The organism is Stenotrophomonas maltophilia group sp. LNF247, from assembly GCF_054083135.1.
In genome coordinates, this window is the sequence record NZ_JBSRQL010000009.1 from 28,389 (window position 1) to 55,009 (window position 26,621).

23 protein-coding genes are annotated in these 26,621 nt (G+C 66.5%); 11 read left to right on the top strand and 12 right to left on the bottom strand.

Annotated features, from left to right (window positions below; genetic code table 11):
- Positions 1-152: 152 nt before the first annotated feature.
- Both ACTXG9_RS10830 and ACTXG9_RS10835 read left to right on the top strand, forming a co-directional pair.
- Positions 153-1,652, top strand: coding sequence for a YifB family Mg chelatase-like AAA ATPase (locus ACTXG9_RS10830; RefSeq protein ID WP_111104504.1), 1,500 nt, complete (start codon positions 153-155; stop codon positions 1,650-1,652).
- A 163-nt stretch (positions 1,653-1,815) separates the two neighbouring features.
- Positions 1,816-2,481, top strand: coding sequence for an Abi family protein (locus ACTXG9_RS10835; RefSeq protein WP_111104506.1), 666 nt, complete (start codon positions 1,816-1,818; stop codon positions 2,479-2,481).
- A 70-nt stretch (positions 2,482-2,551) separates the two neighbouring features.
- On the opposite strand, the gene ACTXG9_RS10840 is transcribed toward ACTXG9_RS10835, so the two are convergent.
- From ACTXG9_RS10840 to yidA, 3 genes are all read right to left on the bottom strand, one after another.
- Complete coding sequence (locus ACTXG9_RS10840; RefSeq protein ID WP_111104511.1) at positions 2,552-2,938, bottom strand: hypothetical protein; 387 nt, start codon at positions 2,936-2,938, stop codon at positions 2,552-2,554.
- Between the two features lie 105 nt (positions 2,939-3,043).
- The gene (locus tag ACTXG9_RS10845) at positions 3,044-5,362 is read right to left on the bottom strand and encodes a TonB-dependent receptor (protein ID WP_207048862.1); all 2,319 of its coding nucleotides are present in this window, start codon (positions 5,360-5,362) and stop codon (positions 3,044-3,046) included.
- 381 nt (positions 5,363-5,743) lie between these two features.
- Complete coding sequence (gene yidA / locus ACTXG9_RS10850) at positions 5,744-6,577, bottom strand: sugar-phosphatase (protein ID WP_180876438.1); 834 nt, start codon at positions 6,575-6,577, stop codon at positions 5,744-5,746.
- A 149-nt stretch (positions 6,578-6,726) separates the two neighbouring features.
- Between yidA and ACTXG9_RS10855 the strand changes: the two genes are divergently transcribed.
- Positions 6,727-7,389, top strand: coding sequence for an exopolysaccharide biosynthesis protein (locus tag ACTXG9_RS10855; protein WP_111098655.1), 663 nt, complete (start codon positions 6,727-6,729; stop codon positions 7,387-7,389).
- Positions 7,390-7,520: 131 nt separating this feature from the next.
- On the opposite strand, the gene ACTXG9_RS10860 is transcribed toward ACTXG9_RS10855, so the two are convergent.
- On the bottom strand, positions 7,521-8,831 hold the full coding sequence (locus tag ACTXG9_RS10860) for a PQQ-dependent sugar dehydrogenase (protein WP_058978976.1): 1,311 nt from the start codon (positions 8,829-8,831) through the stop codon (positions 7,521-7,523).
- Positions 8,824-9,264: a DUF2231 domain-containing protein gene (locus ACTXG9_RS10865; RefSeq protein ID WP_021201954.1), complete on the bottom strand. Its 441-nt coding sequence runs from the start codon at positions 9,262-9,264 to the stop codon at positions 8,824-8,826. Before ACTXG9_RS10865 ends, ACTXG9_RS10860 begins: the two co-directional genes overlap by 8 nt.
- Positions 9,265-9,573: 309 nt before the next feature.
- Here ACTXG9_RS10865 and ACTXG9_RS10870 point away from each other — a divergent pair, with 309 nt between their 5' ends.
- Together ACTXG9_RS10870 and ACTXG9_RS10875 are read left to right on the top strand one after the other, a co-directional pair.
- Complete coding sequence (locus ACTXG9_RS10870) at positions 9,574-11,340, top strand: S8 family serine peptidase (RefSeq protein ID WP_049441989.1); 1,767 nt, start codon at positions 9,574-9,576, stop codon at positions 11,338-11,340.
- Positions 11,340-11,918: a DNA breaking-rejoining protein gene (locus ACTXG9_RS10875; protein WP_180832739.1), complete on the top strand. Its 579-nt coding sequence runs from the start codon at positions 11,340-11,342 to the stop codon at positions 11,916-11,918. Before ACTXG9_RS10870 ends, ACTXG9_RS10875 begins: the two co-directional genes overlap by 1 nt.
- A gap of 106 nt (positions 11,919-12,024) precedes the next feature.
- On the opposite strand, the gene ACTXG9_RS10880 is transcribed toward ACTXG9_RS10875, so the two are convergent.
- The 5 genes from ACTXG9_RS10880 to cyoA are packed head-to-tail and all read right to left on the bottom strand — an operon-like array spanning position 12,025 to position 16,570.
- Positions 12,025-12,705: an SCO family protein gene (locus ACTXG9_RS10880; protein WP_180832738.1), complete on the bottom strand. Its 681-nt coding sequence runs from the start codon at positions 12,703-12,705 to the stop codon at positions 12,025-12,027.
- 11 nt (positions 12,706-12,716) lie between these two features.
- On the bottom strand, positions 12,717-13,049 hold the full coding sequence (gene cyoD / locus ACTXG9_RS10885; protein ID WP_005411473.1) for a cytochrome o ubiquinol oxidase subunit IV: 333 nt from the start codon (positions 13,047-13,049) through the stop codon (positions 12,717-12,719).
- A gap of 1 nt (position 13,050) precedes the next feature.
- Positions 13,051-13,686 (bottom strand): cytochrome o ubiquinol oxidase subunit III, encoded by a 636-nt coding sequence (gene cyoC / locus ACTXG9_RS10890; RefSeq protein ID WP_005414759.1) that lies wholly within the window; start codon positions 13,684-13,686, stop codon positions 13,051-13,053.
- On the bottom strand, positions 13,683-15,659 hold the full coding sequence (gene cyoB / locus ACTXG9_RS10895) for a cytochrome o ubiquinol oxidase subunit I (protein WP_006474876.1): 1,977 nt from the start codon (positions 15,657-15,659) through the stop codon (positions 13,683-13,685). Before cyoB ends, cyoC begins: the two co-directional genes overlap by 4 nt.
- 5 nt (positions 15,660-15,664) lie before the next feature.
- A complete protein-coding gene (cyoA, locus tag ACTXG9_RS10900) occupies positions 15,665-16,570 on the bottom strand; it encodes a ubiquinol oxidase subunit II (RefSeq protein ID WP_010482114.1) in 906 nt (301 codons plus the stop codon).
- Positions 16,571-16,753: 183 nt separating this feature from the next.
- On the opposite strand from cyoA, the gene ACTXG9_RS10905 reads away from it, so the two are divergent.
- From ACTXG9_RS10905 to ACTXG9_RS10920, 4 genes are read left to right on the top strand one after another with little or no spacing between them, the layout of a single operon-like run.
- Positions 16,754-18,169, top strand: a complete 1,416-nt coding sequence (locus ACTXG9_RS10905; RefSeq protein WP_021201961.1) for an aminotransferase-like domain-containing protein — start codon at positions 16,754-16,756, stop codon at positions 18,167-18,169.
- Between the two features lie 55 nt (positions 18,170-18,224).
- Positions 18,225-18,503, top strand: a complete 279-nt coding sequence (locus ACTXG9_RS10910; protein ID WP_021201962.1) for a hypothetical protein — start codon at positions 18,225-18,227, stop codon at positions 18,501-18,503.
- Positions 18,503-19,102, top strand: coding sequence for a DUF6436 domain-containing protein (locus ACTXG9_RS10915; RefSeq protein WP_021201963.1), 600 nt, complete (start codon positions 18,503-18,505; stop codon positions 19,100-19,102). Before ACTXG9_RS10910 ends, ACTXG9_RS10915 begins: the two co-directional genes overlap by 1 nt.
- A gap of 9 nt (positions 19,103-19,111) precedes the next feature.
- On the top strand, positions 19,112-20,626 hold the full coding sequence (locus tag ACTXG9_RS10920; protein ID WP_111104523.1) for an aminotransferase-like domain-containing protein: 1,515 nt from the start codon (positions 19,112-19,114) through the stop codon (positions 20,624-20,626).
- A 128-nt stretch (positions 20,627-20,754) separates the two neighbouring features.
- On the opposite strand, the gene ACTXG9_RS10925 is transcribed toward ACTXG9_RS10920, so the two are convergent.
- On the bottom strand, positions 20,755-22,056 hold the full coding sequence (locus ACTXG9_RS10925; RefSeq protein ID WP_111104526.1) for an aminotransferase class V-fold PLP-dependent enzyme: 1,302 nt from the start codon (positions 22,054-22,056) through the stop codon (positions 20,755-20,757).
- Complete coding sequence (locus tag ACTXG9_RS10930) at positions 22,056-24,458, bottom strand: TonB-dependent receptor plug domain-containing protein (protein ID WP_111098647.1); 2,403 nt, start codon at positions 24,456-24,458, stop codon at positions 22,056-22,058. The genes ACTXG9_RS10925 and ACTXG9_RS10930 overlap by 1 nt, the downstream gene beginning before the upstream one ends.
- A 201-nt stretch (positions 24,459-24,659) precedes the next feature.
- Between ACTXG9_RS10930 and ACTXG9_RS10935 the strand changes: the two genes are divergently transcribed.
- Positions 24,660-25,487: an AraC family transcriptional regulator gene (locus ACTXG9_RS10935; RefSeq protein WP_456115717.1), complete on the top strand. Its 828-nt coding sequence runs from the start codon at positions 24,660-24,662 to the stop codon at positions 25,485-25,487.
- A 49-nt stretch (positions 25,488-25,536) separates the two neighbouring features.
- Complete coding sequence (locus ACTXG9_RS10940; RefSeq protein WP_428986930.1) at positions 25,537-26,580, top strand: alpha/beta hydrolase family protein; 1,044 nt, start codon at positions 25,537-25,539, stop codon at positions 26,578-26,580.
- Positions 26,581-26,621: the final 41 nt, after the last annotated feature.

Genomic DNA, 26,621 nt, shown 5'->3' on the forward strand with positions numbered 1-26,621 from the left:
GTTCACTTGATGGCCGAATCTTGCTTCCGCAGAGGAGGAAGGCATGCCCCAACCGTCTGCCGGAATCCCCCTAGCCGCTTCACCAGCAATTCCCGATATCCCATGCGGAACGCCTGCCGCACCATCAAGCATCCCTCTGCAGGAAACCACACATGAGCCTGGCGCTGGTCCACAGCCGTGCCCGCGCCGGGGTCGATGCCCCGCTGGTGCGGGTGGAAGTGCACCTCTCTGGCGGCCTGCCTGCCACCCAGATTGTCGGACTGGCCGAGACCAGCGTGCGCGAATCGCGCGAGCGCGTGCGCGCCGCCCTGCTCTGCGCGCGCTTCGACTTTCCGCAGCGGCGCATCACGTTGAACCTGGCGCCCGCCGACTTGCCCAAGGAAGGCGGGCGTTACGACCTGGCCATCGCGCTGGGCATTCTGGCGGCCAGTGGCCAGGTCGATCCGCAGTCGCTGCTGCAATACGAGTTCCTGGGTGAGCTTGGCCTGACCGGCGAGCTGAGGCCGGTAGCCGGCGCGCTGCCGGCGGCGATCGCGGCCGCTGAAGCCGGGCGCATCCTGGTGGTGCCGCCAGGGAATGCCGCAGAGGCTGCGTTGGCCGAGCACGCGGATGTGCGTGTGGCGCGCACGCTGCTGGAATGCTGCGCCGGGTTGGGCAACCCGCGCCTGTTGCCGCCCGTGGAGCGCGTGGACACGACGCCGTTGCCGCTGCCGGATCTGGCTGACGTGCGCGGGCAGGCGCATGCACGGCGCGCGTTGGAAGTGGCCGCTGCCGGTGGGCACCATCTGTTGTTGATCGGTAGTCCTGGCTGCGGCAAGACACTGTTGGCCTCGCGCCTGCCCAGCCTGTTGCCGGATACCGAAGAGACTGAGGCGCTGCAGCTTGCCGCGATTGCGTCGGTGAGTGGCGAAGGGCTGGACCCAAGACGTTGGCGGCAGCGGCCCTTTAGAGCGCCCCATCACAGCGCGAGCGCGGCGGCGCTGGTGGGTGGGGGCAACCCGCCCTGCCCCGGTGAAATATCACTGGCCCACCATGGAGTCCTCTTCCTTGATGAGCTCCCAGAATGGAACCGCAGCGCGCTGGAAACCCTGCGCGAGCCACTGGAATCCGGCCACATCCGCATCGCCCGCGCGGCGCGCAGCGTGCAGTACCCCGCGCGGTTCCAACTGGTGGCTGCGATGAATCCCTGCCCGTGCGGCTGGGCCGGCGACCGCAGCAACCGCTGCCTGTGCAGCGACGAACGCATCAACCGCTACCGTGCGCGCGTGTCCGGTCCGTTGCTGGACCGCATCGATCTGCATATCAGCGTGGCGCGTATGGACGCGGTGGAGCTGCGGGAGAGCACGCCACTGGGTGAGCCCAGTGCTGCGGTACGTGCACGGGTGGAAGCCGCCCATGCCCGGCAGCAGGCACGTGGCGGGCTCAATGCACGTCTTCCGCCGGCGGCGCTGCGGGCGTGCACGAAGCTGAGCGAGGCCGATCAGGATCTACTTGAGCAGGCGATTGAACGTCTGCAGCTTTCCGCACGGGCGATGCACCGGATTCTGCGCGTGGCGCGCACGATTGCGGATCTGGCGGGTTGCGAGGGTATCCAGACCGCGCATCTGGCTGAGGCGATTGGCTATCGGCAGTTGGATCGGGGAAATGCATGAGCCTGATTGCCGGGAGCCCTCGTCCGCACGGGAGCAGCAACAATCAAAAAAATACCCCGGCCGCGTGCCCAGAAGGACAGAGACGGTACCGGGGTGTACCTGACCACCGTACCCCACACGGCGGCACACTGCAATCGGCATCAGTGGAGGCGTCCAGGCAGCGATGAGCCATGACAGATTCGAAGAAGCCCTTTCCCTGGAGCGCTTTGGCCGCTACCTGGATTGGGCGGGGGGCGACCGTAGCCGAGCCATCGCCCTGTATGGATGCAATACCCACTTGTCTGAAAGCCTCTACGCACCACTGCGGACGTTGGAAGTGGCACTGCGAAACCGCATCTACACCGTTCTGACCCAGGCCAAGGGCGAGGCGTGGTACGGCCGAGGCGCTGGCGCCCTGAAGGTTGCTCATCAACTCGAGCAGGTCGCCAAAGCCGTCAACGAATTGGTCAGAGCGGGAAAGACGGTAACAGCAGGCGGTGTGGTCGCCAGTCTCACCTTCAGTTTCTGGACAACAATGTTCAACAAGGACTACGAGGCCCTTTGGCAGCAGATCCTTCACCGGATTGCGGACCCCAGTGCGCCCAGGGGACTGAAGAGGAGGAGCTTTTCGGGACCGCTGACTCGCATACGCGTGCTACGCAACCGCATCGCCCATCACGAACCGATCCGCGGCTGGAACCTGCGCGGGCACCACGATGAGATTCTGACGCTGATCGAATGGCTATCGCCGCCCGCCGCGACATGGTGTCGTGAGAACAACCGCTTTCCCCAGGCATACCCGGAAGACGGAATCACCTTGGTATGTTCGCCCGAGTCGAATAGACGCTGACTGCGCGTGTCCTCCTGCAGCCGGGTGCGAAGAGCGGTCGACTAACAGTCGACCCCACCAAGGGCAGGCATCAGGCTGCCGAATGCAACCGTCCCCGCTTCGCCAGCAGCGCCACCCGACGGCTGACCAGCGCGTGCAGCTCCGCCAGCTCCGACGCCCGGTCAGCCGTCATGTTCCCGCCAAACAGCACCCGCGACAACGCCGCCTCGTCGCTGTCGTCCGGGTGCTGCCACCGGTCCCGGTACACCTTCTGGCACACCAGCCAGGCCAGCCGCAGCCCCCCACCGGGTAGCGGGCGGACCATGCGTTCGTAGACCTGCCAGAACTGGTATTCGGCCCGCAGGTCGAATGCGAGCGCCACGGACAGCGCTTGCCGGGGCCGTACTGGGCCTCGGATGCCGAACAACCGGGTTGGCGGGGTCTGCTGTGCCATGCCAACAGAATGACCCAGCAACATTGTGGGAACCTTGCGTCGCCGCCAGAAAATCCCTGTTGATTGCCCAAGGGGGGCCAGGTGGGTTTGGGGGGCCGCCAAGTGCATCCACGCATGGCGTGGATCTACCTAGAAGGTCATCGAGGTACTGAACATCAGCTGCCGTGGCGCGCTGCGCTGCAGGGTCTGGTAATCCCCAGAGAACGACGAGCCGGCAATAGTGGCGGTGCCGATGTTGTGGCGGTTGAACAGGTTGCTCACGTCCAGCCGCAGCTCCAGGCCGGGCACCGCGCTGTCCGCACCGAAGCGGTAGGCGGCATAAGTGTTGACCTGCCAGAAGGTCGGCACGCGGATGTCGTTCTCGTAGGTGAAGGGCTGGCGCAGGTAGGAGGTGCTGGTGGCACCAAAGCGCCAGTCACCGAAGTGGACGGACAGGTCGCTGACCAGCGAGATCTGCGGGTAGCCCGGCTGAGCATTGCCCCTGATCGGGTACACCGTGTCGCCCACCACGAAATCGCTGTCGTAGTACGAACGGGCTACGGCCACGCCCTGATAGAACTGCAGGTGGTCGGTCAGGTCGGCGGTGATGCCGAGGTCGGCACCGATCACATGCATCTTCGGCATCAGCCGAACCGTGTTGATCTGCGTGAACTGGGTACCGATGGCGGCCGACAGCAGGCGGTTGCGGATGTCGTTGTAGAACACGTCGCCGGTGATCGTCAGCCGATCGAAGCGATGCGACGCACCCACGGTGAGGTTCCAGTTCTTCTCCGGGCGCAGCGTGCCGGCCACGCGGTCGAACTCTTCCTGGTCGGTGATGGTCCACGCCGAGGCGGTGTAGCCGATGTTGCCGCGCTGGGCCACGCGGTAGCCGTTCATGGTGTTGGCCAGGTCGATGAAGGCATCGGTGGATTCGGTCGGGCTCCAGAACAGCGAGACGTGCGGCAGGAAGTTGCTCTTCGCGCGCAGCGTGCCATTCACCGGCCGATCCTCGGCATCGCCGAGGCCGCCGCCACTGGTGCGGAAGTCCACAGCCTTGAAGCCGACACCCAGCTTCAGCGTGTCATTCAACACGATGTCGTCCTGCAGGTAGAACTGGCGCGAGCGGGTCACCCAGCTCGATGCGTTGTCGGTCTTGAACGCGGGACCGTACACATCGAACGGACCGGTGGCCTTCAGCGGCGGGCCCTCGCCCAGCAACGGCTGCTGGTACCACTCGGTCTTGGCCGCGGCCTTGCTCTTCTCCTGCCAGAAGCCGGCAGTGAAGGTATGCGCGCCGGTCTCGAACTGCAGGTTGAGCATGCCGCCCAGGCGGTTGAGGCGCGGGGTCTGTACCTGTTCGGAGAACGGTGCGCCGTTGGGCGACGGTACGGTCGGGTCGGTCAGCGTGGCCTGGGTGTGGCTGTTGGCGTTGTACAGCTGCACGTTGCCACTCAGCGCCGGGGTGATCTGGAAGCGATGGTTGATCGATGACACGCGGTCGCGGGTGGTCTGGCCGGTGTCGTACGGAATCAGTTCGGACAGCTCACCGCACGTGTAGGCGCCGCAGGATTTGTCCGCGTTTTCCGGCGAAGCCACGTACCAGGCCCAAGCGTAGTCCGGATAGAAGATGTCGGCCTTCCAGCCCAGCTTGCGGATCATGTCGAAGGAGATGTTGTTGTAGCCCCAGACCTTGGCCTTGCTGTCGGACAGGAACACGGTGACATCGCCCCAGGCGACGTCCTGCTGCAGCTTCAGGTCGCCGCGCAGGAAGTTCTGCGAGCCCTCGCCCTGGTACTTGTCGGCGGACACGCGCTGCAGGTCGACCAGCACTTTCGGGCCATGCTCACCGAGCTGGCCGCTCTGCCCGGACACGGTGGTGACCAGCGTGTTGTTGCTGCCCACGCCCTGCTTCACGCGCAGGCTGGGCGTGTCCTGCAGCTCGCGCAGGCGGTATTCCAGGCTGCCGCCGTTGATGCTGCTGGAGAACACGCTGACCGGTGCGCCGCCAGGGCTGACCGTGATCGCGCCGATACCATCGGGCACGCCCACGTTCACCACGCTGGTGCCGGTGAGCGAGAGGAAGCCGTTGTCGTTCAGCGGCACGCCCTCGAAGGTGATGCCCATTTCATTCATGCGGAAGCCGCGCACGAACAGGCTGGTGGCCGAGATATCCAGACCCAGCCCATCGGTGGCGGTGTAGCTGGCACCGGGCACCTGCTTGAGCGTGGCCAGGCCGTTGTTGCCGGTGACCATCGCGTCGAGATCTTCGGCCTTGATGATGTAGCGGTTGGGACCGACCACCTGGGTCGGTGCCACGGCCGCACCGCGCGGTGTGGCGATGACCTGCAGGGCGTTAAGTGTAGTGGGCGTGTCGAGCGCGGCATCGTGCGTTTCTGCGGCGTACGCAGGGGCTGTGATGGCCGCGATGATCGCCAAGGCAAGGCGCGTCGTGGGTGGGGTGTTCATGGCAGCAGATCCAGGTGCAGGGAGAGAGCGGCGCAGGCGCACGCCCAGCGCGTTGCAGCACCGGTGTCGGCGCCCTGGCTGGCGGTGCGGTTGCGTTGAAGGCGTGACGGCGCGGTGCGTGCCGGTCAGTGGCAGACGAAGACGATCATCTGCCGTGAGATTCGGTGGGGTGATTTCGACGTGCGGAATTCTTGCATCGCACTGCCGCATCCGCCATTGCACCGTGGTACAGCGCCAATGGCGGTGGGGATGGGTGGGCTATACGTGGGTATAGCCCCGGCGTGGTGGGGGCCGACCTTGGTCGGCGCTCGTGTGCCAACCAAGGTTGGCACCCACCGAGGCGGATGAGGTGGGCACCTACCAGGGCATAGAGACGCGCGGTTACTGCAGGACGAAACGCTCAATGGCGCGCGCCACGCCTTCGTCGGCATTGCTGCTGGTCTCAAACCGCGCCACCGCCTTCACCGCGTCGATGGCATTGCCCATCGCCACGCTGGTACCGGCGTATTGCAGCATGGTCAGGTCGTTCTCCTGGTCACCGATGGCCATCACGTTGGCGCGGTCGATGCCCAGGTGCTCGGCCAGCTTCTGCAGGCTCGGGCCCTTGCCGGCGCGGTGGTCGAACACTTCCAGGAAGAACGGCGCGCTCTTCAGTACCGCGAAGCGCTCGGTCAGTTCGCTCGGCAGGCGCGCGATGGCGGCATCCAGGACGTCCGGCGCGTCGATCATCATCAGCTTGATGAAGGACATCGATGGATCCATGTCCTCCACGCGACGATACGACAGCGGCATCCGCGAGAGATGCGAGTCGGCCACGGTGTAGTAGCTGATGTCCTGGTTGGGCGTGTACATGCGCCGGCTGTCCAGCGCCTGGAAGTGCACGCCCAGGTCGCGGGCCACCTGCTCGCAGAACAGGAAGTCGTCGAAGCTGAGCGGATATTCGACCACGGTTTCGCGCGTGCCGATGCGCTGCACCAGGCCGCCATTGCAGGCGATGCAGTAGTCGTCGTTGCCGGTGATGCCCAGCTCGTGCAGGTACGGCGCCAGGCCCGGAACCGGGCGGCCACTGGTCAGCACGATGTGCACGCCCAGCGCCCGCGCCTGCGCGATGGCCTTCCTGGCGCGGGAGGTGAGCTGGTGCGACGGGTCCAGCAGCGTGCCATCCATGTCGATGGCGACCAGTTCGATGGTCGATTGCCGGCGGCCCATGTCCATTGCGTTCAACTCGTGCGGGGCACGCCAGTTTACCCCCTCATGCCCGGTTCACCTCTTTGCCCACGTTGGCCGGGATACTGGGGGAGCCTGTGCGTCCCCCACCGCAGGACGGCCCGTTGACCGCCCTTCCCTGGAGAACCTTGCGACGCATGACCTACCGTGCCCCCGAAACCAATGACAGCGCGCCCCTGGCCCAGCAGATCGAGCAGATGATCGACGAGCTGCCCGGCGACCAGGTGCGCGTCGGCACCCTGCTCAGCGCGCTGGGCGATGAGGGCCTGCTGCTGATCGTGATCCTGCTCTCGGCCATCTTCATCATCCCGGTGTCGATTCCAGGGCTGAGCACCGTCTTTGGCGCCTCGATCCTGCTCATCGGCCTGAGCCGTGTGCGCGACCGCCCGCTGTGGGTGCCGCAGAAGCTGGCGCGTCGCGAGATCGCCACCGACAAGCTGAAGGCCAACCTCGGCCGTGCGCTGAAGTGGGTGCACCGCATGGAGCGGCTGTCGCGGCCGATGCGGCTGGCGGTGATGGTGCGCTCGAAGAAGATGATGCGCCTGAACAACCTGATGCTGGTGTTCGCGACCCTGCTGCTGATGGCGCCGGCCGGGCCGATTCCTTTCAGCAACACGCTGCCGGCACTGGCGCTGATGTCGTTTGCGATTGGCTTCATCCAGCGCGATGGCGCGGCGGTGGCGGCCGGTTATGGTTTCGTGGTGGCAACGGTGGTGTATTTCGGCGTGCTGCTGGGCGGCGTGGGGTTTGCCGCCGAGTCGGTGTTCAGCGGGTTCCGCAGCAGTACTGCGGAACTGTAGAGCCGAGCCCATGCTCGGCTGCTGTTCGCTCGGTGCACGGAAACCCGCGCGCTGCGCGCGTAAGCCGAGCATGGGCTCGGCTCTACAAAGGCCGGATCCACAGCAGTCGAGCGTGGCTCGACGCTACACAGCTATTTCGCCGACACCCGCCACACCACGTCGCCCACGTCGTCGGCCACAAGCAGCGCGCCTTCGGCGTCCATCGCCATGCCCACCGGTGCACCCATCAGGGTCTTCTCGTCCTTCGAGGCGAAGCCGCTGACCACGGTCTGCGGCCGCCCGGTCGGCTTGCCGTCCTTGAACGGTACGTAGACCACTTCGTAGCCACTTAGTGGCGAACGGTCCCAGCTGCCGTGTTCGCCGATGAAGGCACCGCCGTGGTACTGCGCCGGCAGTGCCTGGCCGGTATAGAACAGCAGGCCCAGCGGCGCCACGTGCGAGCCGATCGCGTAGTCCGGCACGATCGCCTTGGCCACCAGGTCCGGCCGCTGCGGCTGCACGCGCTCGTCCACGTGCTGACCGTAGTAACTGTAGGGCCAACCGTAGAAACCATCTTCTTTCACCGAGGTCAGGTAATCCGGCACCAGGTCGGCACCGATCTCATCGCGTTCGTTCGCAACAGCCCACAACTTTCCGGTGCTCGGCTCCCAGTCCAGGCCGGTCGGGTTGCGGATGCCCGAGGCGAAGATGCGGCTGCCACGGGTGGCCACGTCCACTTCCAGCACCACCGCACGGCGGTATTCGACGGCCAGGCCGTTCTCGGTGATGTTGCTGTTGGAGCCCACGCCCACATACAGCTTGCGGCCATCACGGCTGGCCAGCAGTTCCTTGGTCCAGTGGTGGTTGATGGTGCTGGGCAGGTCGGTGAACTCGCGGCCCTTGTCCGACATGCGGGTTTCGCCGGGCACGTAGTGGTACTGCATGATGTTGCCGGTGTTGGCCACGTACAGCGTGTCGCCGATCAGCTGGATGCCGAACGGCGAATGCAGGCCCTCGATGTAGACATGCTGGGTCCACGTGTTCGTTCCCGGCGCGCGGCGCAGCAGGGTGACCCGGTTCCCGCCCTTGCCGGCCTTGCCCGAGCGCGCTTTGACCTTGCCGGCAATCCACTGCTTGGGCGTGGTGACCGGTTCTTCGCCGGGGCCGTTGCCTTCCACCACCAGTACGTCGCCATTGGGCAGGGTCAGCAGGCGCCGCGGATGCTGCAGGTTGGCGGCGATGCGCTCGATCTTCAGGCCCTCGGCCACCGTGGGGGTCTGTCCATCAGCCCAGCCGACGCCCTTGGGCACCTGCATCGGCGGCATCAGGAAGTTGGCCGGCTTGGGCAGCGGCGGCTGCGGGCCCGACTGGTCGGCGGGATGGTATTCAGCCTTGCCTGCGCAGGCCGACAGCATCACGGCCAGCGCCAGGGCGCCCATGGTGGGCAGGATGTGCTTAGCCATGACGACCTCCCTGCAGCACCGGCGGCTGCAGTGACAGCAGGATCAGACCCAGGGCGATCAGGGCCACGGTCAGCGCCGACAGGATCGTGCCCGGCACCGCAACGGCGTACGCATCGCGGCTGTGCACGAAGGCGTTCCAGATGGCCAGCACCACCGCGACCAGGTTGAGCAAGAAGTCGATGCGGTCGATGCGGGTGGCTGTGCCGTTGCGGCGCCAGACCGCGAACAGGTTGATCAGGCGCGGCACGATGGCGATCAGCAGGCCGAAGGTGATCAGCCAGGCGGCTGCCTTGCCCCACATCACCTCGGCGCTGTTGAGGTAGATCGCGTCGAAGATCAGTGCGCCGACGAAGAAACCGAAGGGTATCGGGTTCAACAGGCTGAACAGTGTGGTGCCGAGGCCGCGATGGGCCTGGGCGAGCGGATTGACCATCATCGTGCTCCGTGCGGAAGGGTGCACGGGCTGTAGTAGCACAGCGCGATGTGAGGGCGCGCGATGACACATGGTAGATCCACGCCATGCGTGGATATGCGGGCCAACCAAGGTTGGCGTCCACCAGATGCGGGGCTCGGCAGTCGTCATTACCCCGCGGCATAAGCGTTTGTGACGCAATCGGCACATCTGCAGATTGGGTGTGTGAAGAGGTAGGGGGTTCTTCGTTGTGTCGCGTTTGGCTCGTTGCGATGGGGCAGATCCGCCCCGCCGTCCTGCCATGCCGATTCACAACAGAAGGATTCGTGTATGAAGCGACACACGCAACGCTCCGCGCCACCGCGCTCTGCGCGCCTGGCCCTCGCCACTGCCCTGGTGCTGGGCAGCCTGGCCGTCACCGCCCAGGCCCAACAGGCCGATCCACTGGCGGGGATACAGTGGCACCTGCTCAACACCGGGCAGACTGTCCCGGCTGACACACTGCCGGTGGCCGGCAACGACCTGAACGTGGATGGCCTGTTCCGCAATGGCATCCGTGGCCAGGGCGTCACCATCGCCATCGTCGATGACGGCCTGCAGATCGCGCACCCTGACCTGGCCGCCAACGTGGCGGCGGTGGCCGGCAAGAACTTCACCAATGGCTCGAACAACCCCACCCCGACCAACCCGGATGTCGACAACCACGGCACCATGGTCGGCGGCATTGCGGGCGCGGTGGGCGCCAACAACCTGGGCGTGCGCGGTGTGGCGCCGGCGGCGACGCTGAAGGGCTTCAACCCGATTTCGCGCTCGGCCCTGGGCAACCAGCAGAGCAACATCGAGTACGCCTGGTGGGACGGCGCGGAGTCGGCCGACGTGCAGGTGTTCAACAACAGCTGGGGCGCCGGCCCGGGCAATCCGAACCTGCCGTTGGCGTACAGCGAAAACACGATTCGTTCGTACGAGCAGGCGCTGTCGGGTACGCGCGGTGGCCGCGGCGGCATCTACGTGAAGTCGGCCGGCAACAACTTCAACAATGCCTCGATCAGCCAGACCCAGGATGTCTGCACCACCGACACCAAGAACCGCAACACCGGCTGCGTGCCGGCTGGCCGCGACCCGCGCAACAACCTGTTCAACGTCATCACCGTAGGCGCGGTGCGCGCCGATGGCGTGCGCTCGTCGTATTCGTCCACCGGCTCGGCGCTGTGGGTCTCGGCCTTTGGCGGCGAGTACGGCCTGCAGGCGCAGTACGCGCCCGGCCTGGTGGCACGCGCCTACGACCCGGCCATCGTCACCACCGACGTGACCGGGTGCGCGCAGGGCAGCAACAAGAACACCAACCGCCAGAACACCCTGGACAGCAACCTGTCGGCCATCGACAGCACCTGCAACTACACCGCCAAGATGAACGGCACCTCGGCGTCGGCGCCGATGGTCTCGGGCGTGGCGGCGCTGGTGCTGGAAGCCAATCCGAACCTGTCCTATCGCGATGTGAAGTACATCCTGGCCACCACCGCCACCCGCAACCACCCGAACCAGCCGGCGGTGACTCTGGCCGACGGCCGCACGCTGGTGCCGGGCTGGACGGTGAATGCTGCCGGCCGTGCCTACAGCAACTGGTATGGCTTCGGCGTGGTCAACGCTGCACGCGCGGTGCAGGTGGCCGAGAACTTCCAGTCGCTCGGTGCGCTGGTCGATAGCGGCTGGCGCAACACCACGCGTACCGTGGCCATCGGCAACACCTCGGCCGCCGCCGCACGCCTGACCTTCCAGCTGGCCAACGGCGCGCGCAACATCGAGAGCGTGCAGCTGGGCTTCCGGGTCAACCACCGCAACACGCGCCAGCTGCAGTTCGTGCTGGTGTCGCCCAGCGGCACCCGCAGCGTGGTGCAGCCGGCGTTCACCGCGATCGGCTCGGGCACGGGTGGCGCGCAGAGCAACTTCACCAGCTGGGACCTGCTGTCCAGCAATGCCTTCCTGGATGAGAATGCCACGGGCACCTGGACGCTGGAAGTGACCGACATGGGGCAGGCCGCGACCGCTGCATCGCGTGGCAACCTCGAATTCTTCAAGATCCGCGTTCTGGGGCACTGATGATGAAGACGACCATTCTGTTGAGCACGCTCGCCTTCGCGGCGATGACCTCCCCTGCCTGGGCACAGAGCTCGGGGCAGACCCCTCCGGCCAGGACCCTGTCGACCGTGGATGCGCAGGAACTGAAGGCGTCCGCTACCGGCCGCTCGTTCGACGTGGGCGGCACGCGTTTCCAGCTGTCGCCCTCGGCCACCGTGAAGCAGGCCAGCGGCGGCCAGTTCACGATCACCCCGCAGGCGGCGGCGACCACCAGCGCGCGTACCAAGCGTTCGCTGGATGGCGCCACCGCAGCGCCTGCTGATGCCGGTGCCGGCAAGTTCGCGGCGGCGGTCTCCCGTGACGGCGCGCCGGTGGTGGCGACGTCGCGGGTCAAGGTGTTCTTCACCGATGCGGCATCGGCCCAGCGTGCGGCTACCGCCACCGGCGGCACCGTGGTGAAGGTGTCGAAGGCTTCAGGCCAGGCCATCGTGGAGTACCCGTCGGTGAACGCGGCGCTGGATGCGACCACCAGGCTGCTGTCCATCGCCGGTATCCGCGCCACCGAGCCGGACGTGGTGCAGTGGGAAGAAACCAAGTAAGGCGTTGAGTGGTGCCCCTGGCCGGTTGGCTCTCCTGGCCGGCCGGGGGATGGGTGTGTGGGGAAGTGCCGACCAACGGTCGGCACCCACCGCGGTGGAGGTGACGTCAGCGCGCGGCGAGTGTGTCGCTTTGCTTGAGACTGCAGCTGGCCAGTGCGTCGTTGCCGGCGGCGGGATGAGCGGGCTCCAGCAGCAGGCGCTGCACGTCGGAAAACAGCTTGTCCACCGGCATGCCATAGGGCGCGAACAGGCGCAGTCGACCCTGGCGGTCGAACACGTAGCCGCCGGCAATGTGGCTCATCGTGTAGGTATCCGGTACCTGACCGGGTTCCTTTTCGTAGAACGCCTTGAAGTCGCTGGCCATCGCCGCCAGCTGCGCTTCGTTGCCGACCAGCGCGATTGCCTTGGGGTCGAACGCTTCCACGTAGGTCCGCGCAACCTCCGGGGTGTCGCGGGCCGGGTCAACGCTGACGAACACCACCTGCAGCTGGTCGGCATCCTTGCCCATCAGGTGCTTGACCTGGCTGAGCTCGACCATGGTGGTCGGGCACACGTCCGGGCAGCTGGTGAAGCCGAAGAACAGATAGGTCACCTGCCCCTGCAGGTCCTTGGGCCCGCGCAAGGCGCCGCGGCTGTCGGGCATCGACCAGTGCTGGCCGAGCTCTTCGCAGGCGATGTCCTTGGAGTAGAAGTCCATGCGCGACTGCGCACTGCAACCGGCCAGCAGGCCGAGCAGCAGGCCTGCGGCCAGCCGCAGGCCACGTTGGGGGAACGCGATGCCTTTCACGGTTCGCAGGCTCAGTTGATCATCATGTGGTAGTGCATGCTCCAGATGATCCACACCGACAACGCGACGATGATGAACAGGATCACCAGGGTGAACACGAAGCTGGCCAGGTTCCAGCCACCTTCGGACTTGCGGTCCATGTGCAGGAAATAGACCAGCTGTACCAGGATCTGCGCCACCGCGAAGCCAACCAGCAGGAACAGCGTGAGCGGCCGCGACAGCACCGGGTTCATCACCAGTGCGAACGGCACCACGGTCAGCAGCGCGCACAGCACGAAGCCGATCAGGTAGGACTTGGTGGAGCCGTGCGCATTGCCTGCGCGCGAGGTTTCGACGTGGGCCATGTCAGAAGGCTCCGATCAGATAGACGAAGGTGAAGACGCAGATCCACACCAGGTCCAGGAAGTGCCAGAACAGGCTCAGGCACGACACACGGGTGATGTTGGTCGGGGTCAGGCCACGGCGGTAGACCTGGTGCATGACCACCGCCATCCAGATCAGGCCGCTGGCCACGTGCAGGCCGTGGGTGGCGACCAGCGCGAAGAACGCCGACAGGTAGGCACTGGTGCTGGGGCCCGCGCCTTCGTGGATCAGGTGCGAGAACTCGTAGATCTCCATGCCGATGAACGAGGCACCGAGCACGAAGGTCACGCCCAGCCAGCGCAGCACCGCCGAGGTGTCGTGGCGATGCATCGCCAGTACGGCCTGGCCGTAGGTGATGCTGGAGACCAGCAGCAGGAAGGTCTCGGCCATCACGAACGGCAGCGAGAACAGCTCCTTGCCGGTGGGGCCGCCGGCGTAGGCGGTGCTGAGCACCGCGTACGAGGCGAACAGCGAACCGAACAGCACCAGGTCGGACATGAGGTAGACCCACATGCCGAACACCTTCATGCCGCCCTGTTCGTGGCCGTGGTCGTGCTCGTGGTGGTCCTCGTGCGCCTGCGTGTCGCTGGCCAGCTCGGGGCGGGTCAACAGGTTCATGCGCGTACCTCCTTCAGCTTGGCAAGGTTGGCCGCTTCAGTGCGCGCCACCTCTTCGGAACTGACGTAGTAGTCCACGTCCTCGTCGTAGGACCGCACGATCAGGGTCACGATCATCGCGATGAAGCTGGCCGCGGCCATCCACCAGATGTGCCAGACCAGGGCGAAGCACAGCACCAGGATCCAGATGTTGAGGATCAGCGGCACGCCGGTGTTCTTCGGCATGTGGATCGGTGCGTACTTCTTCGGCGGCGGCGGCAGGCCGCGCTTCTTCGCTTCGTGGAAGGCGTCCAGCTCATCGGCCTTGGGCACCACCGCGAAGTTGTAGAACGGCGGCGGCGACGGCGTGGCCCATTCCAGCGTGCGCGCATTCCACGGGTCGCCGGTCAGGTCCAGGTTGCGCTTGCGGTCGCGAACGCTCACGTAGATCTGCACCAGCATCAGGATGATGCCCGCGAACACGAACAGCGCGCCGATGAAGGCAGCGATCAGGTACGGCGTCCACGCCGGGTTGTCGTACTGGTTCATGCGACGGGTCATGCCCATGAAGCCCAGCATGTACAGCGGCATGAAGGCCAGGTAGAAGCCGATCACCCAGCAGGCGAACGACCACTTGCCCAGGCGCTCGTTGAGGGTGAAGCCGAACACCTTCGGGAACCAGTAGGCGAAGCCGGCCAGGTAGCCGAACAGCGCGCCGCCGATGATGGTGTTATGGAAGTGCGCGACCAGGAACAGGCTGTTGTGCAGCAGGAAGTCCGCGCCCGGAATGGCCAGCAGCACGCCGGTCATGCCACCGATGGTGAAGGTGACCAGGAAGGCGATGGTCCACAGCATCGGCACGCTGAACTCGACGCGGCCGCCGTACATGGTGAACAGCCAGGTGAAGATCTTCACGCCGGTGGGGATGGCGATGATCATCGTCATGATGCCGAAGAAGGCATTGACGCTGGCACCGGAGCCCATGGTGAAGAAGTGGTGCAGCCAGACGATGAACGACAGGATGCCGATCGCCAGCGTGGCGCCGACCATCGACTTGTAGCCGAACAGCTTCTTGCGCGCGAACGTGGCGGTCACTTCGGAGAAGATGCCGAACGCCGGCAGCACCAGGATGTACACCTCCGGATGGCCCCAGGCCCACACCAGGTTCACGTACATCATCGGGTTGCCACCCAATGTGTTGGTGTAGAAGTTGAAGTCCAGGTAGCGATCCAGGGTGAGCGCGCCCAGCGCCACGGTCAGGATCGGGAAGGCGGCGATGATGATCACGCTGGTGACCAGCACGGTCCAGGTGAACACCGGCATCTTCATCAGGGTCATGCCCGGCGCACGCATGCGCAGGATGGTGATGAACAGGTTGACGCCGGTCAGCAAGGTGCCGATACCGGATGCCTGCAACGCCCAGATGTAGTAATCAACACCCACGCCTGGGCTGAACTCGATGCCGGACAGCGGCGGATAGGCCACCCAGCCGGTCATGGCGAATTCGCCAACGCCCAGCGAGATCATCATCAGCGCTGCGCCGACCACGAAGATCCAGAAGCTGAAGGCGTTGAGGAACGGGAACGCCATGTCGCGCGCACCGATCTGCAGCGGCACGATGATATTCATCAGGCCGACCACGAACGGGGTGGCCACGAAGAAGATCATGATCACGCCGTGCGCGGTGAAGATCTGGTCGTAGTGCTCCGGTGGCAGGAAGCCGTCACTGCCTGGCCCGGCCGCGGCCAGCTGTGCGCGCATCATCAGCGCGTCGGCGAAGCCGCGCACCAGCATGACCAGCGCCACCACCACGTACATGATGCCGATCTTCTTGTGGTCCACGGTGGTGAACCAGTCGCGCCACAGCGGGCCCCACAGCTTGAAGTACGTCACTGCGCCAAGCAGCGCGAGGCCACCCAGCACCATGGCCGCCAATGTGACCACGACGATCGGCTCGTGCAGCGGCACGGCCTCCCACGTCAATTTACCCAACATGTTCGTTACTCCTGGGAAACCTGGGCACCACCGGCAGCGCCGGCCGGGGTAGCAGCAGCGGTGTTCTCACCGACGCCGATGAACTGGTCGATGACCTTCTTGAACAGCAGCGGTTCAACACTGGAGAAGTGCTGCACCGGTGCGTTCTTCGACGGCGCGGCCAGCGCCTTGAACTGCGTGAAGCTGAGCGCGTCGGGCGCGCTGCGCACTTCGGCCACCCAGCGCTCGAAGTCTTCGTTGCTGCTGGCAGTGGCGATGAACTTCATGTTCGAGAAGCCATGCCCGCTGTAGTTGCCGGACATGCCGCGGAACTGGCCGGGTTCGTTGGCGATCAGGTGCAGCTGCGTGCGCATGCCGGCCATCGCGTAGATCTGCCCACCCAGCTGCGGGATGAAGAAGGTATTCATCGTCGAGTTGGAGGTGATGTTGAATGCCAGCGGGCGGTTGGCCGGGAAGTTGAGCTGGTTGACCGTGGCGATGCCCAGGTCCGGGTACACGAACACCCACTTCCAGTCGGTGGCGATCACGTCCACGTGCAGCGGTTCGCCAGCCACGTCCAGCGGCTTGTAGGGGTCCAGCTCGTGGGTCGACTTCCACACGATCACCGCCAGCACCGCGATGATGATCAGCGGCACGCCCCAGACCACGATCTCCACCTTGGTGGAGTGCGACCAGTCCGGCGTGTATTTCGCTTTGGTGTTGCCGGCGCGGTAGCGCCACGCGAACACGAAGGTCAGCACGATGGCCGGTATCACCACGATCAGCATCAGGCCGATGCAGATCAGGATCAGGTCGCGCTGAGCGAGCCCGACCATGCCCTTCGAATCCAGCAGCACCCAGTCACAGCCCGACAGGCCGACGCAGGCCAGGGCGACCAGCGCCAGGCGGATGCGGTTCCAGCAGATATTCATTGGAGGTCAACCCTGTTGAAGAAGCGCGCTTGACCGGCTCGCCTGCGCGCAGCGCCCGGGCGTGGAGCGGCTACACTGTGGGTACGAGGTCGCCTACAAGCAGGCGAACCACTCCAATCAAGCCCATACAAGATACAACATTGTATGGACTTGTGCATCTGCACGTATGGAAAAATCTGACCGATGACGCCACCTGCCGCCGGCCGCCGCCTGAAACATCCCAATCGCACCTGGGTCCGCCCCTTCCGCGAGGGTGCCGGCCCGCTGTACCTGCAGATTGCCCAGCAGGTGCGCGAAGCGGTGGATGACGGCGTGCTGCGCCCGGGCGACCGCCTGCCGCCGCAGCGCGACCTGGCCCAGCAGGTGGGCGTGGACCTGACCACGGTCACCCGTGCCTTTGCCGAGCTGCGCCAGGCCGGCCTGCTCGATGCGCAGGGCGCCGGCGGCACCTTCATTGCGCTGTCGGCCGGCAACCGCAGCACCTCGGTCGACCTGAGCATGAACATCCCGCCGCTGCTGGGCAGCGCGCCGTTCGCACAGGGCATGGAGGCCGGCTTCCAGCACGTGGGCCAGCAGCTGGGCCAGGGCGAACTGATGAGCTACCACGTCGGCGCCGGCACCCGCGAGGACCGCGCCGCCGCCGTACAGTGGCTGGTACCGATGCTGGGTACGGTCGGCGCTGACCAGGTAGTGATCTGTCCCGGTGCGCAGACCGCGCTGTGCGCATTGATCCTGGCCCGCACCCAGCCGGGCGAGCTGATCGCCGCCGAACAGCTGACCTACCCGGGCCTGCTGGCCGCCGCGCGCGTGCTGCAGCGGGGCGTGGTGCCGGTGGCGATGGACGCTGAAGGCATGCTGCCCGAGGCGCTGGAAGAAGCCTGCCAGCTGCGCCGGCCGCGCCTGCTGTACCTGGTGCCGACCATCCAGAACCCCACCACGGCAACGATGTCGGCGCAGCGCCGGCAGGCCCTGCTGGCGGTGGCGAAGCGCCACGATCTGACCGTGATCGAAGACGATCCCTACTGGTTGCTGGCCGGTGATGCCGCGCCGCCGCTGGCCGCCCACCGCGACGCCGGCTGCCCGGTCTACTACATCTCCACCCTTTCCAAGTGCCTGGCACCGGGCCTGCGCACCGCCTACCTGGTGGTGCCGGCCGGCGAACCGATGGAACCGGTGCTGGACGCCCTGCGTGCGATCGCGCTGATGCCGACCCAGTCGATGGTGGCGGTGGCCTCACAGTGGATCCGCAGCGGCCAGGCCGAGGACATGGTACGGCGCTTCCAGCAGGAGCTGCGCGAGCGCCAGGCGATTGCGGCGCGGTACCTGCCGTCCCGCGCGCGGGCGCACCCGGCCGGCCTGCACGTATGGCTGCCGCTGCCGCCACGGCTGGACCAGTACCGGCTGATCCAGGCCGCGCAGGAACAGGGGCTGGGCATCGCCAGCTCGGACGCCTTCAGCGTGGAAGAGCCGCCGCCGGGCAACGCCATCCGCCTGTCGCTGGGCGGCGCGGTCGACCAGGGCGCTTTGGCCGGGGCGCTGGCCAAGCTGAACGAGATCCTGTCCGAAGTTCCCGAGGCCCGGCACAACGCCATTGTCTGAACCGAACGCATGGCGCCCAATCCATACAAAATGATATTTTGTATGCAATGTATGGATGAAGGGACGTGCATCGATGCGCGCCGAGAAACTGAAGTTCCACCTGGTGATGGCCGGGTGCGGTGGCTTTGTGGTGCTGATGCTGGCCGCGCTGGCCTGGGTCTGCCTGCAGCCGCAGACCGTGGACGTAAAGGCCGCCGAGCGCCACGCCATCGACCAGTGCGTGCAGCGCAGCGAGGATCCGTCGCGTAGCGAGATCCAGCGCCGCGCGCAGGCCGACTCCTGCCGCGAGATGCGCAAGCAGTACGTGCACAAGTTCGGCGGGGACGCGTCCTGATGGGCGCAGCCGCGCCGCGTCGCCGCTGGCTGCTGCCGACGATGATCGCCCTCGCCTGCCTGTTCATGGCCGGCGTGGCGGCTGCGCTGTGGCAGTACTTCGGCTACAGCGCGCAGTCCACCTTCACCGAACAGGCCATCGTCTTCGACGACTCGCAGCTGCGCCTGCCGGCCGATCTGGCCGGAGATACCGGCCGCATCCGCGTGGTGCATTTCTGGGACCCGGCCTGCGGCGTGTGCAACCGCGAGACCGGTGCGCACCTGAGCTACCTGATCAGCATGTACCGCCGTGCCGGCATCGACTTCTACGCGATCCGCCGCCCTGGCACGCAGGGCGCGCTGCCCGAGCCGCTGCGCAACAAGGTGATCAACCTGCCGACCATCGACGGTATCGAACACATCCCGGCCAGCCCTGCCGTGGCGATCTGGGACCGGCACGGCCATCTGGCGTATGCCGGCCCGTACAGCATCGGCATGGTCTGCAACTCGGCCAACAGCTTCGTCGAACCGCTGCTGGACAGACTGGTGCGCGGCGAAACCGTGCGCCCGAAAGGACTGCTTGCCGTGGGCTGCTACTGCCCCTGGCAGGCCAAGCGCTGAGGACGCGCAATGACATCACCGACGCGGGCCGGTTCGGCCGCCGCAAACAACAACGGCGGTCACCTGTCCGAACCGACCGATGGTTATGGACAGGCTCCCGCCGTCGGAAGCAACGATACGCCCCGACATGCTCCGTACATGCCGCGACCGGATGTCGCAGCCCGCGAATGGGTGCAGGACGTGCTCGCGCACAACGGGCCGATCTACCTGCGCATCGTCAATTCGCTGGAGCGCACGGTGCGCCGCGGCGGTCTTGCACCGGGGCAACGCCTGCCCTCGCAGCGCGCGTTGGCGCAGCAGCTCGGCGTCGACCTGACCACGGTAACGCGGGCATTCGATGAAGCACGCAAACGCGGCCTGATCGAAGCGCGCGGGCCACAGGGCAGTTTCATCGCACCGCCCAAGGCCGGCTTCGACCAGGTGGTGGACCTGAGCATGAACGTGCCGCCGGTGCCCGACGCCGACGCGCTGGCAGAGACGCTGCGCCGTGGTGCCGCCGCCGTGCTTGCACGCAGCGACGCGCCGAACCTGATGACGTATCACCTGGGTGGCGGCAACCCCACTGATCGCCATGCTGCGGCGCGTTGGCTGCAGCCGATGCTGGGCGCCGTGGATGACGACTGCCTGCTGCTGACCGAAGGCGCGCAGGTGGCGTTGGCCGCGATCCTGGTCAGCCAGGGCCGCGATGGCGATACGATCCTGTGCGATGCGCTGGTCTATCCGGGCCTGTTGCAGGCCGCAGCGGCGCTGGGGCGTCGGCTGATGCCGGTGGACAGCGACGAACACGGCATGTGCCCTGAAGCGCTGCTGCGGCAGGCACGCGAAAGCGGCGCGCGCCTGGTCTATCTCAACCCCACCTGCCAGAACCCGACCGCGCTGACCCTGCCGCTGCAGCGGCGCGAGGCGCTGGCGCGTGTACTGGAGAGCGAAGGCCTGCTGGCGATCGAGGATGATCCGTACTGGCACCTTGCCGAAGATGCACCGATACCCCTGGCAACGCTGGCACCGCGCCATGTGTTCTACGTGGCGACGCTGTCGAAGGTGATCAGCCCCGGCCTGCGCACCGCATTCGTGCAATGCCCGAGCGCTGTGCACGCCGAGGCGATGACGGCGGCGTTGCGGGCGACGCGACTGATGGGGCATCCGCTGGTGTCGGCGCTGGCCAGCCAGCTGCTGCTGGATGGCTCGGCGCAATCACTATTGGCCCAGGTACGCACCGAGGCACGCGAACGAATGCGCATGGCGCGTTACCTGCTGGCACCGTCGCTGCTGCAGCGCGCGGAAGGGCTGCATGCGTGGTGCCGGATACCGGCGCCGTGGACCGATGCCACGCTGGTGCGTACCGCCCAGTTGCAGGGGCTGGCGATTGCGCCGTCATCGGCGTTTTGTCCGCCGGGGGTCTCGCACCAGTATGGCGTGCGTCTGTCGCTGGGGCTGGCAGCGGACCGAGGGCAGCTGGAGAGTGCGTTGCATCGGATTGACCGGTTGTTGTTGTCCGATGCGTTGCCGGCGATCGAGCGGTAGGCGTGGAATGGGATGTGCCGACCAACGGTCGGCACCCACCCGATCGGTAGTGCCGGCCGCTGGCCGGCAGCTGCTCGTGGGCGACGATCATGAGGTTGCCGGCCAGCGGCCGGCACTACCGTTCATGATCAGGCCAGGGCGGAGAGCGCCTGCACCAGCGCATCCATCTGCTGCGGCCGGGTGAACACCGACGGCGTCACCCGCACGCAGGCGCCGGAGTCCAACCCGTCGCGATGGGTGGTGAACACGCGATGCTCGTCCAGCAGGCGCTTCTGCAGCGCCATGTTGTCTGCCACGCTGGTGCGCCCGCGCAGGCGGAAGCTGGCCAATGCGCTGGCCAACGCCGGGTCCGGTGAAGACAGCACTTCGATATGCGCCATCTGCCGCGCAGGCACCGTCCAGCGCTCGCGCAGGTAGCGCAGGCGCGCCTGCTTGTTGGCCGCGCCGATACGCTGGTGCAGCGCGATCGCTTCTGGCAGCGCCAGGTAAGCGGCGAAGTTGACCGTGCCGGTGTGCACACGGCTGCCCACGCGGCCATCGTCGGTCTCGCCCATGTACGGGTCGAGGTCCGCAACGCGGCCCTTGCGCACATACATCGCGCCGACGCCGACCGGTGCGCCGATCCACTTGTGCAGGTTGATGCCAACGAAATCGGCCTTGAGCTGCGGCACCGCGTAGTCGATCTGGCCGAACCCGTGCGCCGCATCAACGATCACGTCGATGCCGCGTGCCCGCGCACGTTCGGCGATTTCGGCCACCGGCAGCACCAGCCCATGGCGATGGCTGACCTGGGTCAGCAGCACCAGCTTCAGGCGTGGCAGCCGCGCGAACGCGGCCTCGTAGGCCTGCAGGATCTGCACATGGTCGGGCACCACCGGCAGCGCGATGCGCTCGACCTGCACGCCACGGCGCTGCTGCAGCCAACGCATCGCACCGATCATGCTGTCGTAGTCGATGTCGGCGTACAGCACCTGGTCGCCGGGCCGCAGGCGGTTGTAGCCACCGATCAGCGCCAGCATCGCCTCGGTGGCGCCTCGGGTCAGTGCGATCTCATCCGCGCCCACGCCCAGCAGTCCGGCCACCTGCCGCTGCACCGCCATGTACTGCGCCGGGAACGCATGACGGCCATACCAGGCGTTGCCACGGTTCACTTCAGCGGTATGGCGCTGGTAACTGGCCAGCGTTTCGCGGCCCATCGCGCCCCAGTAGCCATTCTCCAGGTGGTTCACTTCGTCGGTGATGTCGAAGTGGCTGGCCACGGCGGCCCAGTAGCTCTCATCGCGGGCCAGCACGTCCGGCGCCACGGTCGTTGCGGGAATCTGCATGGACGCAGCGTAACGCGTGGCAGCCATGGCGGGCAGTGAAGAAAGTGCGGCTGCGGCCGGCAGCAAGGAGCCGGCACGCAACAGGAAGCGGCGGGTCGGGTCCATCAGAAGCTCAGCCGGTACTGCGCGTACAGGTTGGCGCCGTCGGTGTCGTACGGCGCGTTGCGCGAGTAGACCAGGCCGCGACTGGCCTGGAAAGTGGCCTCATCCGGGTAGCGGTCGAACACATTGTCGGCGCCGACGCGCAGGCTGTGATGCTCATTGATGCGATACCCCACAGCCAGGTCGAGGAAGCTCATCGCGCCGAAGCGCTGGTAGATATCGCCCACCGCATTGCCGCTGGAATCGGTCCAGGCGCCGTAGTAGCGCATGCGTGCCATCAGCGACCAGGCGCCGATGTCCCAGCTGCCGGTCAGGCTGCCCTTGTGCTCGGGCAGGCGGTCTTCGAACAGCACGCGCTGGGTCTCATTGGTTGCCACCGAGGTGCTGCCGTTGTCCACGCGGGTGCGGTTGTAGTTGTAGGCCAGGGTCAGCGTCATGCGGCCCGCGCCGAGGTCGCGCAGGTAGTTGCCGACCACGTCCACGCCGGTGGTGGTGGTATCGAAGTCGTTGGTGAAATAGTTCACCGAGGTATAGCCCAGCGGATTGGGCGTACCGGCCGGAATGGCGAAACTGGCCGACTGGCTGAAGCGGTCGCTGAGCTTGATCTGGTAGACATCCACCGAGCCGGACAGACCCAGGTCGGTGCGCCAGGTCAGGCCCAGCGAGGCGGTGCGTGATTCTTCCGGCTTCAACGGCCTGGCACCGAGCAGCTGCGCCAGCGGATCGTTCGGCGACAGGCGGCCGCTGGTGAAGATCTGCAGCGTGCGCGTATCCAACCCCTGGGTGGTGCTGGTGGTGTTGAGCTGCGCCGGCGTCGGTGCGCGGAAGCCGGTCGACACGGTGCCGCGCAGGGCCACGTCCGGGGTAATCGCAAAGCGCGCCGACAGCTTGCCATCCAGCGTGCTGCCGAAGCTGGAGAAGTCCTCGTAGCGGCTGGCCGCGCCGATGCTCCAGCGCTCGCCCAGCGGCACCTCCATGTCCACGTAGGCAGCCTTGCTGCGCTGGCTCCACTGCCCGGCCTGGCTGGCCGAGAAACCGGGCGCACCATTGGAATTGGCCTCCAGGCCTGCAGCCGCGCCCGGCCCCACCGCGTATGACGCCGGGTCACCGGCGCGCACCTGGTAGGTCTCCTGGCGGAACTCGCCACCGAAGGCGACGTTGATCGGCCTGGTCAGCGCGGCCACGTCCCACTCATAGTTGAAGTCGGCGTTGGCGTTCTTCTCGGTCTGGGTCAGGCGGCCGAGATCGAAGTCGGTCGGGCTGGCCGGGCCGAGCGAGGCATTGATCGAGTTCTTCAGGCTGTAGTCGATGGCGTTGCGGCCATACGAGGCGCTCACGTCCCAGCGCAGCTTCGGTGTGATCTCGCCGCGCAGGCCGCCGACCAGCTGCAGGTCGTTCTGGACGTTGCCGTACTGCGGGCTGAAACCCACCGGGTAGATCGAGCGCAGGTTCCAGCCCGGGAAGATGACGGTGGTGCGGTAGGCGCCGGTGGTGGTGTCCGGATTGCGCCAGTTGAAATCACTGACGCCATCGCTGTGGCTGTAAAGACCGAACGCATACAGCTCCAGCGCGTCGCTGGCGTTGGCCTTCATGTTGAAGCCGACGCGGCGACTCTCCAGTTCCGGCTGGCCCCAGCGCTGCACCGGGTTGGGCACCTCCAGCTCCGGATGTACAGCCTGGAAGGCGATCGCATCCGGGCGCTGGCGGGTACGCGAGGTGGCGTCTGAATTGGACGACTCGGCGAACAGCACCAGGCTGCCATAGTCGCCCAGCGACCAGCCGGTGCGCGCACTGAAGTCGCGCGAGGCACCGTCGCCCTGCGCGTACTGCGAATAGCCGGCGGTGATCCCGGTGCCGGGGCCGTCCTCAAGAATGATGTTGATGACACCGGCGATGGCGTCCGAGCCGTACTGCGCCGATGCGCCGTCGCGCAGCACTTCGATGCGCTTGATCGCGCTGGTCGGAATCTGTGCAAGGTCGGCCGCCTGTGCACCACGGTTGCCGAGCAGCGCGCTGCGGTGGAAGCGACGCCCGTTGACCAGCACCAGGGTCTGGTCCGGCGACAGGCCACGCAGGGTGGCCGGACGCACGAACACCTGCCCGTCGGCCATCGGCAGGCGCTGCACCACGAATGATGGCACCAGCTGGGCAAGCACGTCCTTCAGGTCGGTGGATTCAACGGAGCTGATGTCTTCCTTGCTGAACACGTCCACCGGCGCCAGTGTTTCGAACTGGGTGCGGTTGGAGGCACGGGTACCGGTGACCAGCATTGCATCAAGCTGGGTGGGCGCGGCGCGGCTGCCGCCTGCGGCATCGACCGCATCGGCCTCCGCTGCGATCGCGCCTCCTGCGCTGGCCATGGAAAGGGCGAGGAGGATGGAACGCGAAAGCTTCGAACGATGCACGGCAGGACTCCGGGAGGACGCGACAGGGCCAGCACCTGCAGGGATATCCCAGGGCTGGACAAGGCGCGCAGTCTCGGCGCGATCTGTGAAGGAGGCATGACGTCAGTGCGACAGCTTGAGTCCGCGCAGGCGCAAGAACTGCTAAACGCCGCGCCTGCCGATCCGCTACTGTGTCCAGCATCGGATTCATGGAACGACAGGATGAGTGCGGCAGGCAAGGCGGTGTGGTACATCGAAACCCATGCGGAGCAGCCGCTGGCCTTGGCCGATATCGCCGCTGCGGTGGGACTGTCGCCATTCCATCTGTCGCGCCTGTTCCAGGCCCGCACCGGCACGTCGGTGGTCCGTTACCTGCGTGGGCGCCGCTTGACAACGGCCGCGCAGCGGCTGGCCAACGGCGCATGCGACATCCTGCAGGTGGCGATTGGCGCGGGCTACACCACTCATGCCGCGTTTACCCGTGCCTTCAGCGAACAGTTCGGGCAGACACCGGAACGGGTACGCGAACAGGGCACCGATGGGCTGGCGCTGGTGCAGGCGATCCGCGTGGACGAGGCGCCGGTTGCCTGCGCTGAGGCGCCACAGCTGCTCGACACCCCGGCCTTCCAGCTGGCCGGCATCGGCATGCGCCATACCCGCAACAGCGGCGGTGCCATTCCCGGGCAGTGGGCCCAGCTCAACCGGGAATGGCCGGCGCCGGCCCCGGTCAGTTTTGGGGTGTGCTGCAACAACGACGACGACGGCGGCTTCGACTATATCGCCGCGCTGCCGATTGGTTCACTTGGCCCTGTACCCGCGCACTGGCAGCGCGTGGATGTGCCCGCACGACGCTACTTGGTGGCCTGGCACGGCGGGCACATCTCGGCCATCCGCTCGACCTGGTTCTGGTTGCTGGATCACTACCTGCCCAGCGCCGGCCTCAGCCTGGCCGACGCGCCGGACCTGGAGCGCTACGACGCCCGGTTCAACGAGCACACTGGCAACGGCGGCGTGGAGATCTGGCTGCCGGTAGACGAACGTCCCTGCTGACATGGAGCTGAAGATGCGCGTGAACATCACAATTGTCGGGCTGCTGCTGATGGCAGCGGCGCTCTCCGCCCACGCAGGCGACACCTGGAAAGCCGGCGAGCGCCATGGCACCACGACGGTGGCCAGTGCCGCCGTGCGCGATGCGCAGCACCGCAGCACCCTGCGCTACACGGTGTGGTATCCGGCACCGGCCGATAGCAGCGAAGTCGAGGTGACCATCGGGCCGCCTGGCACGCCCCTGTTCGATGTTGGTCGCTCGGCGATGGATGCGCCGCCCGCAGGCGCTCGCCTGCCGACACTGCTGCTGTCGCATGGCAACGGCGGCAGCGCGCGCATGATGGGCTGGCTGGGCACCGCGCTGGCACGGAAAGGTTATCTGGTGATCGCAGTCGATCATCCCGGCAACAATGGTGCCGACCAGATGACCCTCCATGGCAGCATGTTGACCTGGCTGCGCGCGGATGATCTGCGCGCGGCACTGGCGGCCGTGCAGGCCGATCCAGTGCTGGGCCCGCACGTCGATCCTGAACGCCTGGGTGTTGCCGGTTTCTCGGCCGGTGGCTACACCGCGCTGTTGGCGGCTGGGGCGCAACCGGACCTGCAGCGACTGCTGGCGTTCTGCACGGCGCATCCGGATGACGGCGTCTGCCGGCCTCAACAGGAAGCGGCAACGCACACGATGGAGGCGCGTGTTGCCGCTGCGGCGTCGGCCGAGCTGTCGCCGTGGATGTCCCACGCCAACGACGCACGCGCCATTCCCGGCGTGCGCGCGGTGTTCCTGATGGCACCGGCGATCATCCAGGCCTTCGCGCCCGAGCAGCTGTCCTCGTTGCGGCTGCCCGTGTCGATTGTGCTTGGCGAGGCTGACACGGTTGCGCCGCCACAGACCAATGGCGCGGCCGCGCGTGCAGTGATTGCGGGCGCTGCACTGCAGCTGCTGCCAGGTGTCGGCCATTACGATTTCCTCGCCGCATGCACCCCGACCGGGCAGCAGCGGCTGCAGGACCTCTGCAGCACGTCAGTGCCAAAGGCAAAGACCCACGCGCAGACAGTGGACGCAGCAGTGCGGTTCTTCGACCATTCACTGCGCTAGTGGCCGCCGGGCGTGGCCCGGCGCTACAGTGGGCGCGTCCA

Coding starts and splice junctions, on each gene's coding strand:
- ACTXG9_RS10830 (WP_111104504.1), top strand. CDS start 153: ATGAGCCTGGCGCTGGTCCACAGCCGTGCCCGCGCCGGGGTCGATGCC.
- ACTXG9_RS10835 (WP_111104506.1), top strand. CDS start 1,816: ATGAGCCATGACAGATTCGAAGAAGCCCTTTCCCTGGAGCGCTTTGGC.
- ACTXG9_RS10840 (WP_111104511.1), bottom strand. CDS start 2,938: ATGTTGCTGGGTCATTCTGTTGGCATGGCACAGCAGACCCCGCCAACC.
- ACTXG9_RS10845 (WP_207048862.1), bottom strand. CDS start 5,362: ATGAACACCCCACCCACGACGCGCCTTGCCTTGGCGATCATCGCGGCC.
- yidA (WP_180876438.1), bottom strand. CDS start 6,577: ATGGACATGGGCCGCCGGCAATCGACCATCGAACTGGTCGCCATCGAC.
- ACTXG9_RS10855 (WP_111098655.1), top strand. CDS start 6,727: ATGACCTACCGTGCCCCCGAAACCAATGACAGCGCGCCCCTGGCCCAG.
- ACTXG9_RS10860 (WP_058978976.1), bottom strand. CDS start 8,831: ATGGCTAAGCACATCCTGCCCACCATGGGCGCCCTGGCGCTGGCCGTG.
- ACTXG9_RS10865 (WP_021201954.1), bottom strand. CDS start 9,264: ATGGTCAATCCGCTCGCCCAGGCCCATCGCGGCCTCGGCACCACACTG.
- ACTXG9_RS10870 (WP_049441989.1), top strand. CDS start 9,574: ATGAAGCGACACACGCAACGCTCCGCGCCACCGCGCTCTGCGCGCCTG.
- ACTXG9_RS10875 (WP_180832739.1), top strand. CDS start 11,340: ATGATGAAGACGACCATTCTGTTGAGCACGCTCGCCTTCGCGGCGATG.
- cyoD (WP_005411473.1), bottom strand. CDS start 13,049: ATGGCCCACGTCGAAACCTCGCGCGCAGGCAATGCGCACGGCTCCACC.
- cyoC (WP_005414759.1), bottom strand. CDS start 13,686: ATGAACCTGTTGACCCGCCCCGAGCTGGCCAGCGACACGCAGGCGCAC.
- cyoB (WP_006474876.1), bottom strand. CDS start 15,659: ATGTTGGGTAAATTGACGTGGGAGGCCGTGCCGCTGCACGAGCCGATC.
- cyoA (WP_010482114.1), bottom strand. CDS start 16,570: ATGAATATCTGCTGGAACCGCATCCGCCTGGCGCTGGTCGCCCTGGCC.
- ACTXG9_RS10905 (WP_021201961.1), top strand. CDS start 16,754: ATGACGCCACCTGCCGCCGGCCGCCGCCTGAAACATCCCAATCGCACC.
- ACTXG9_RS10910 (WP_021201962.1), top strand. CDS start 18,225: ATGAAGGGACGTGCATCGATGCGCGCCGAGAAACTGAAGTTCCACCTG.
- ACTXG9_RS10915 (WP_021201963.1), top strand. CDS start 18,503: ATGGGCGCAGCCGCGCCGCGTCGCCGCTGGCTGCTGCCGACGATGATC.
- ACTXG9_RS10920 (WP_111104523.1), top strand. CDS start 19,112: ATGACATCACCGACGCGGGCCGGTTCGGCCGCCGCAAACAACAACGGC.
- ACTXG9_RS10925 (WP_111104526.1), bottom strand. CDS start 22,056: ATGGACCCGACCCGCCGCTTCCTGTTGCGTGCCGGCTCCTTGCTGCCG.
- ACTXG9_RS10935 (WP_456115717.1), top strand. CDS start 24,660: ATGAGTGCGGCAGGCAAGGCGGTGTGGTACATCGAAACCCATGCGGAG.
- ACTXG9_RS10940 (WP_428986930.1), top strand. CDS start 25,537: ATGGCAGCGGCGCTCTCCGCCCACGCAGGCGACACCTGGAAAGCCGGC.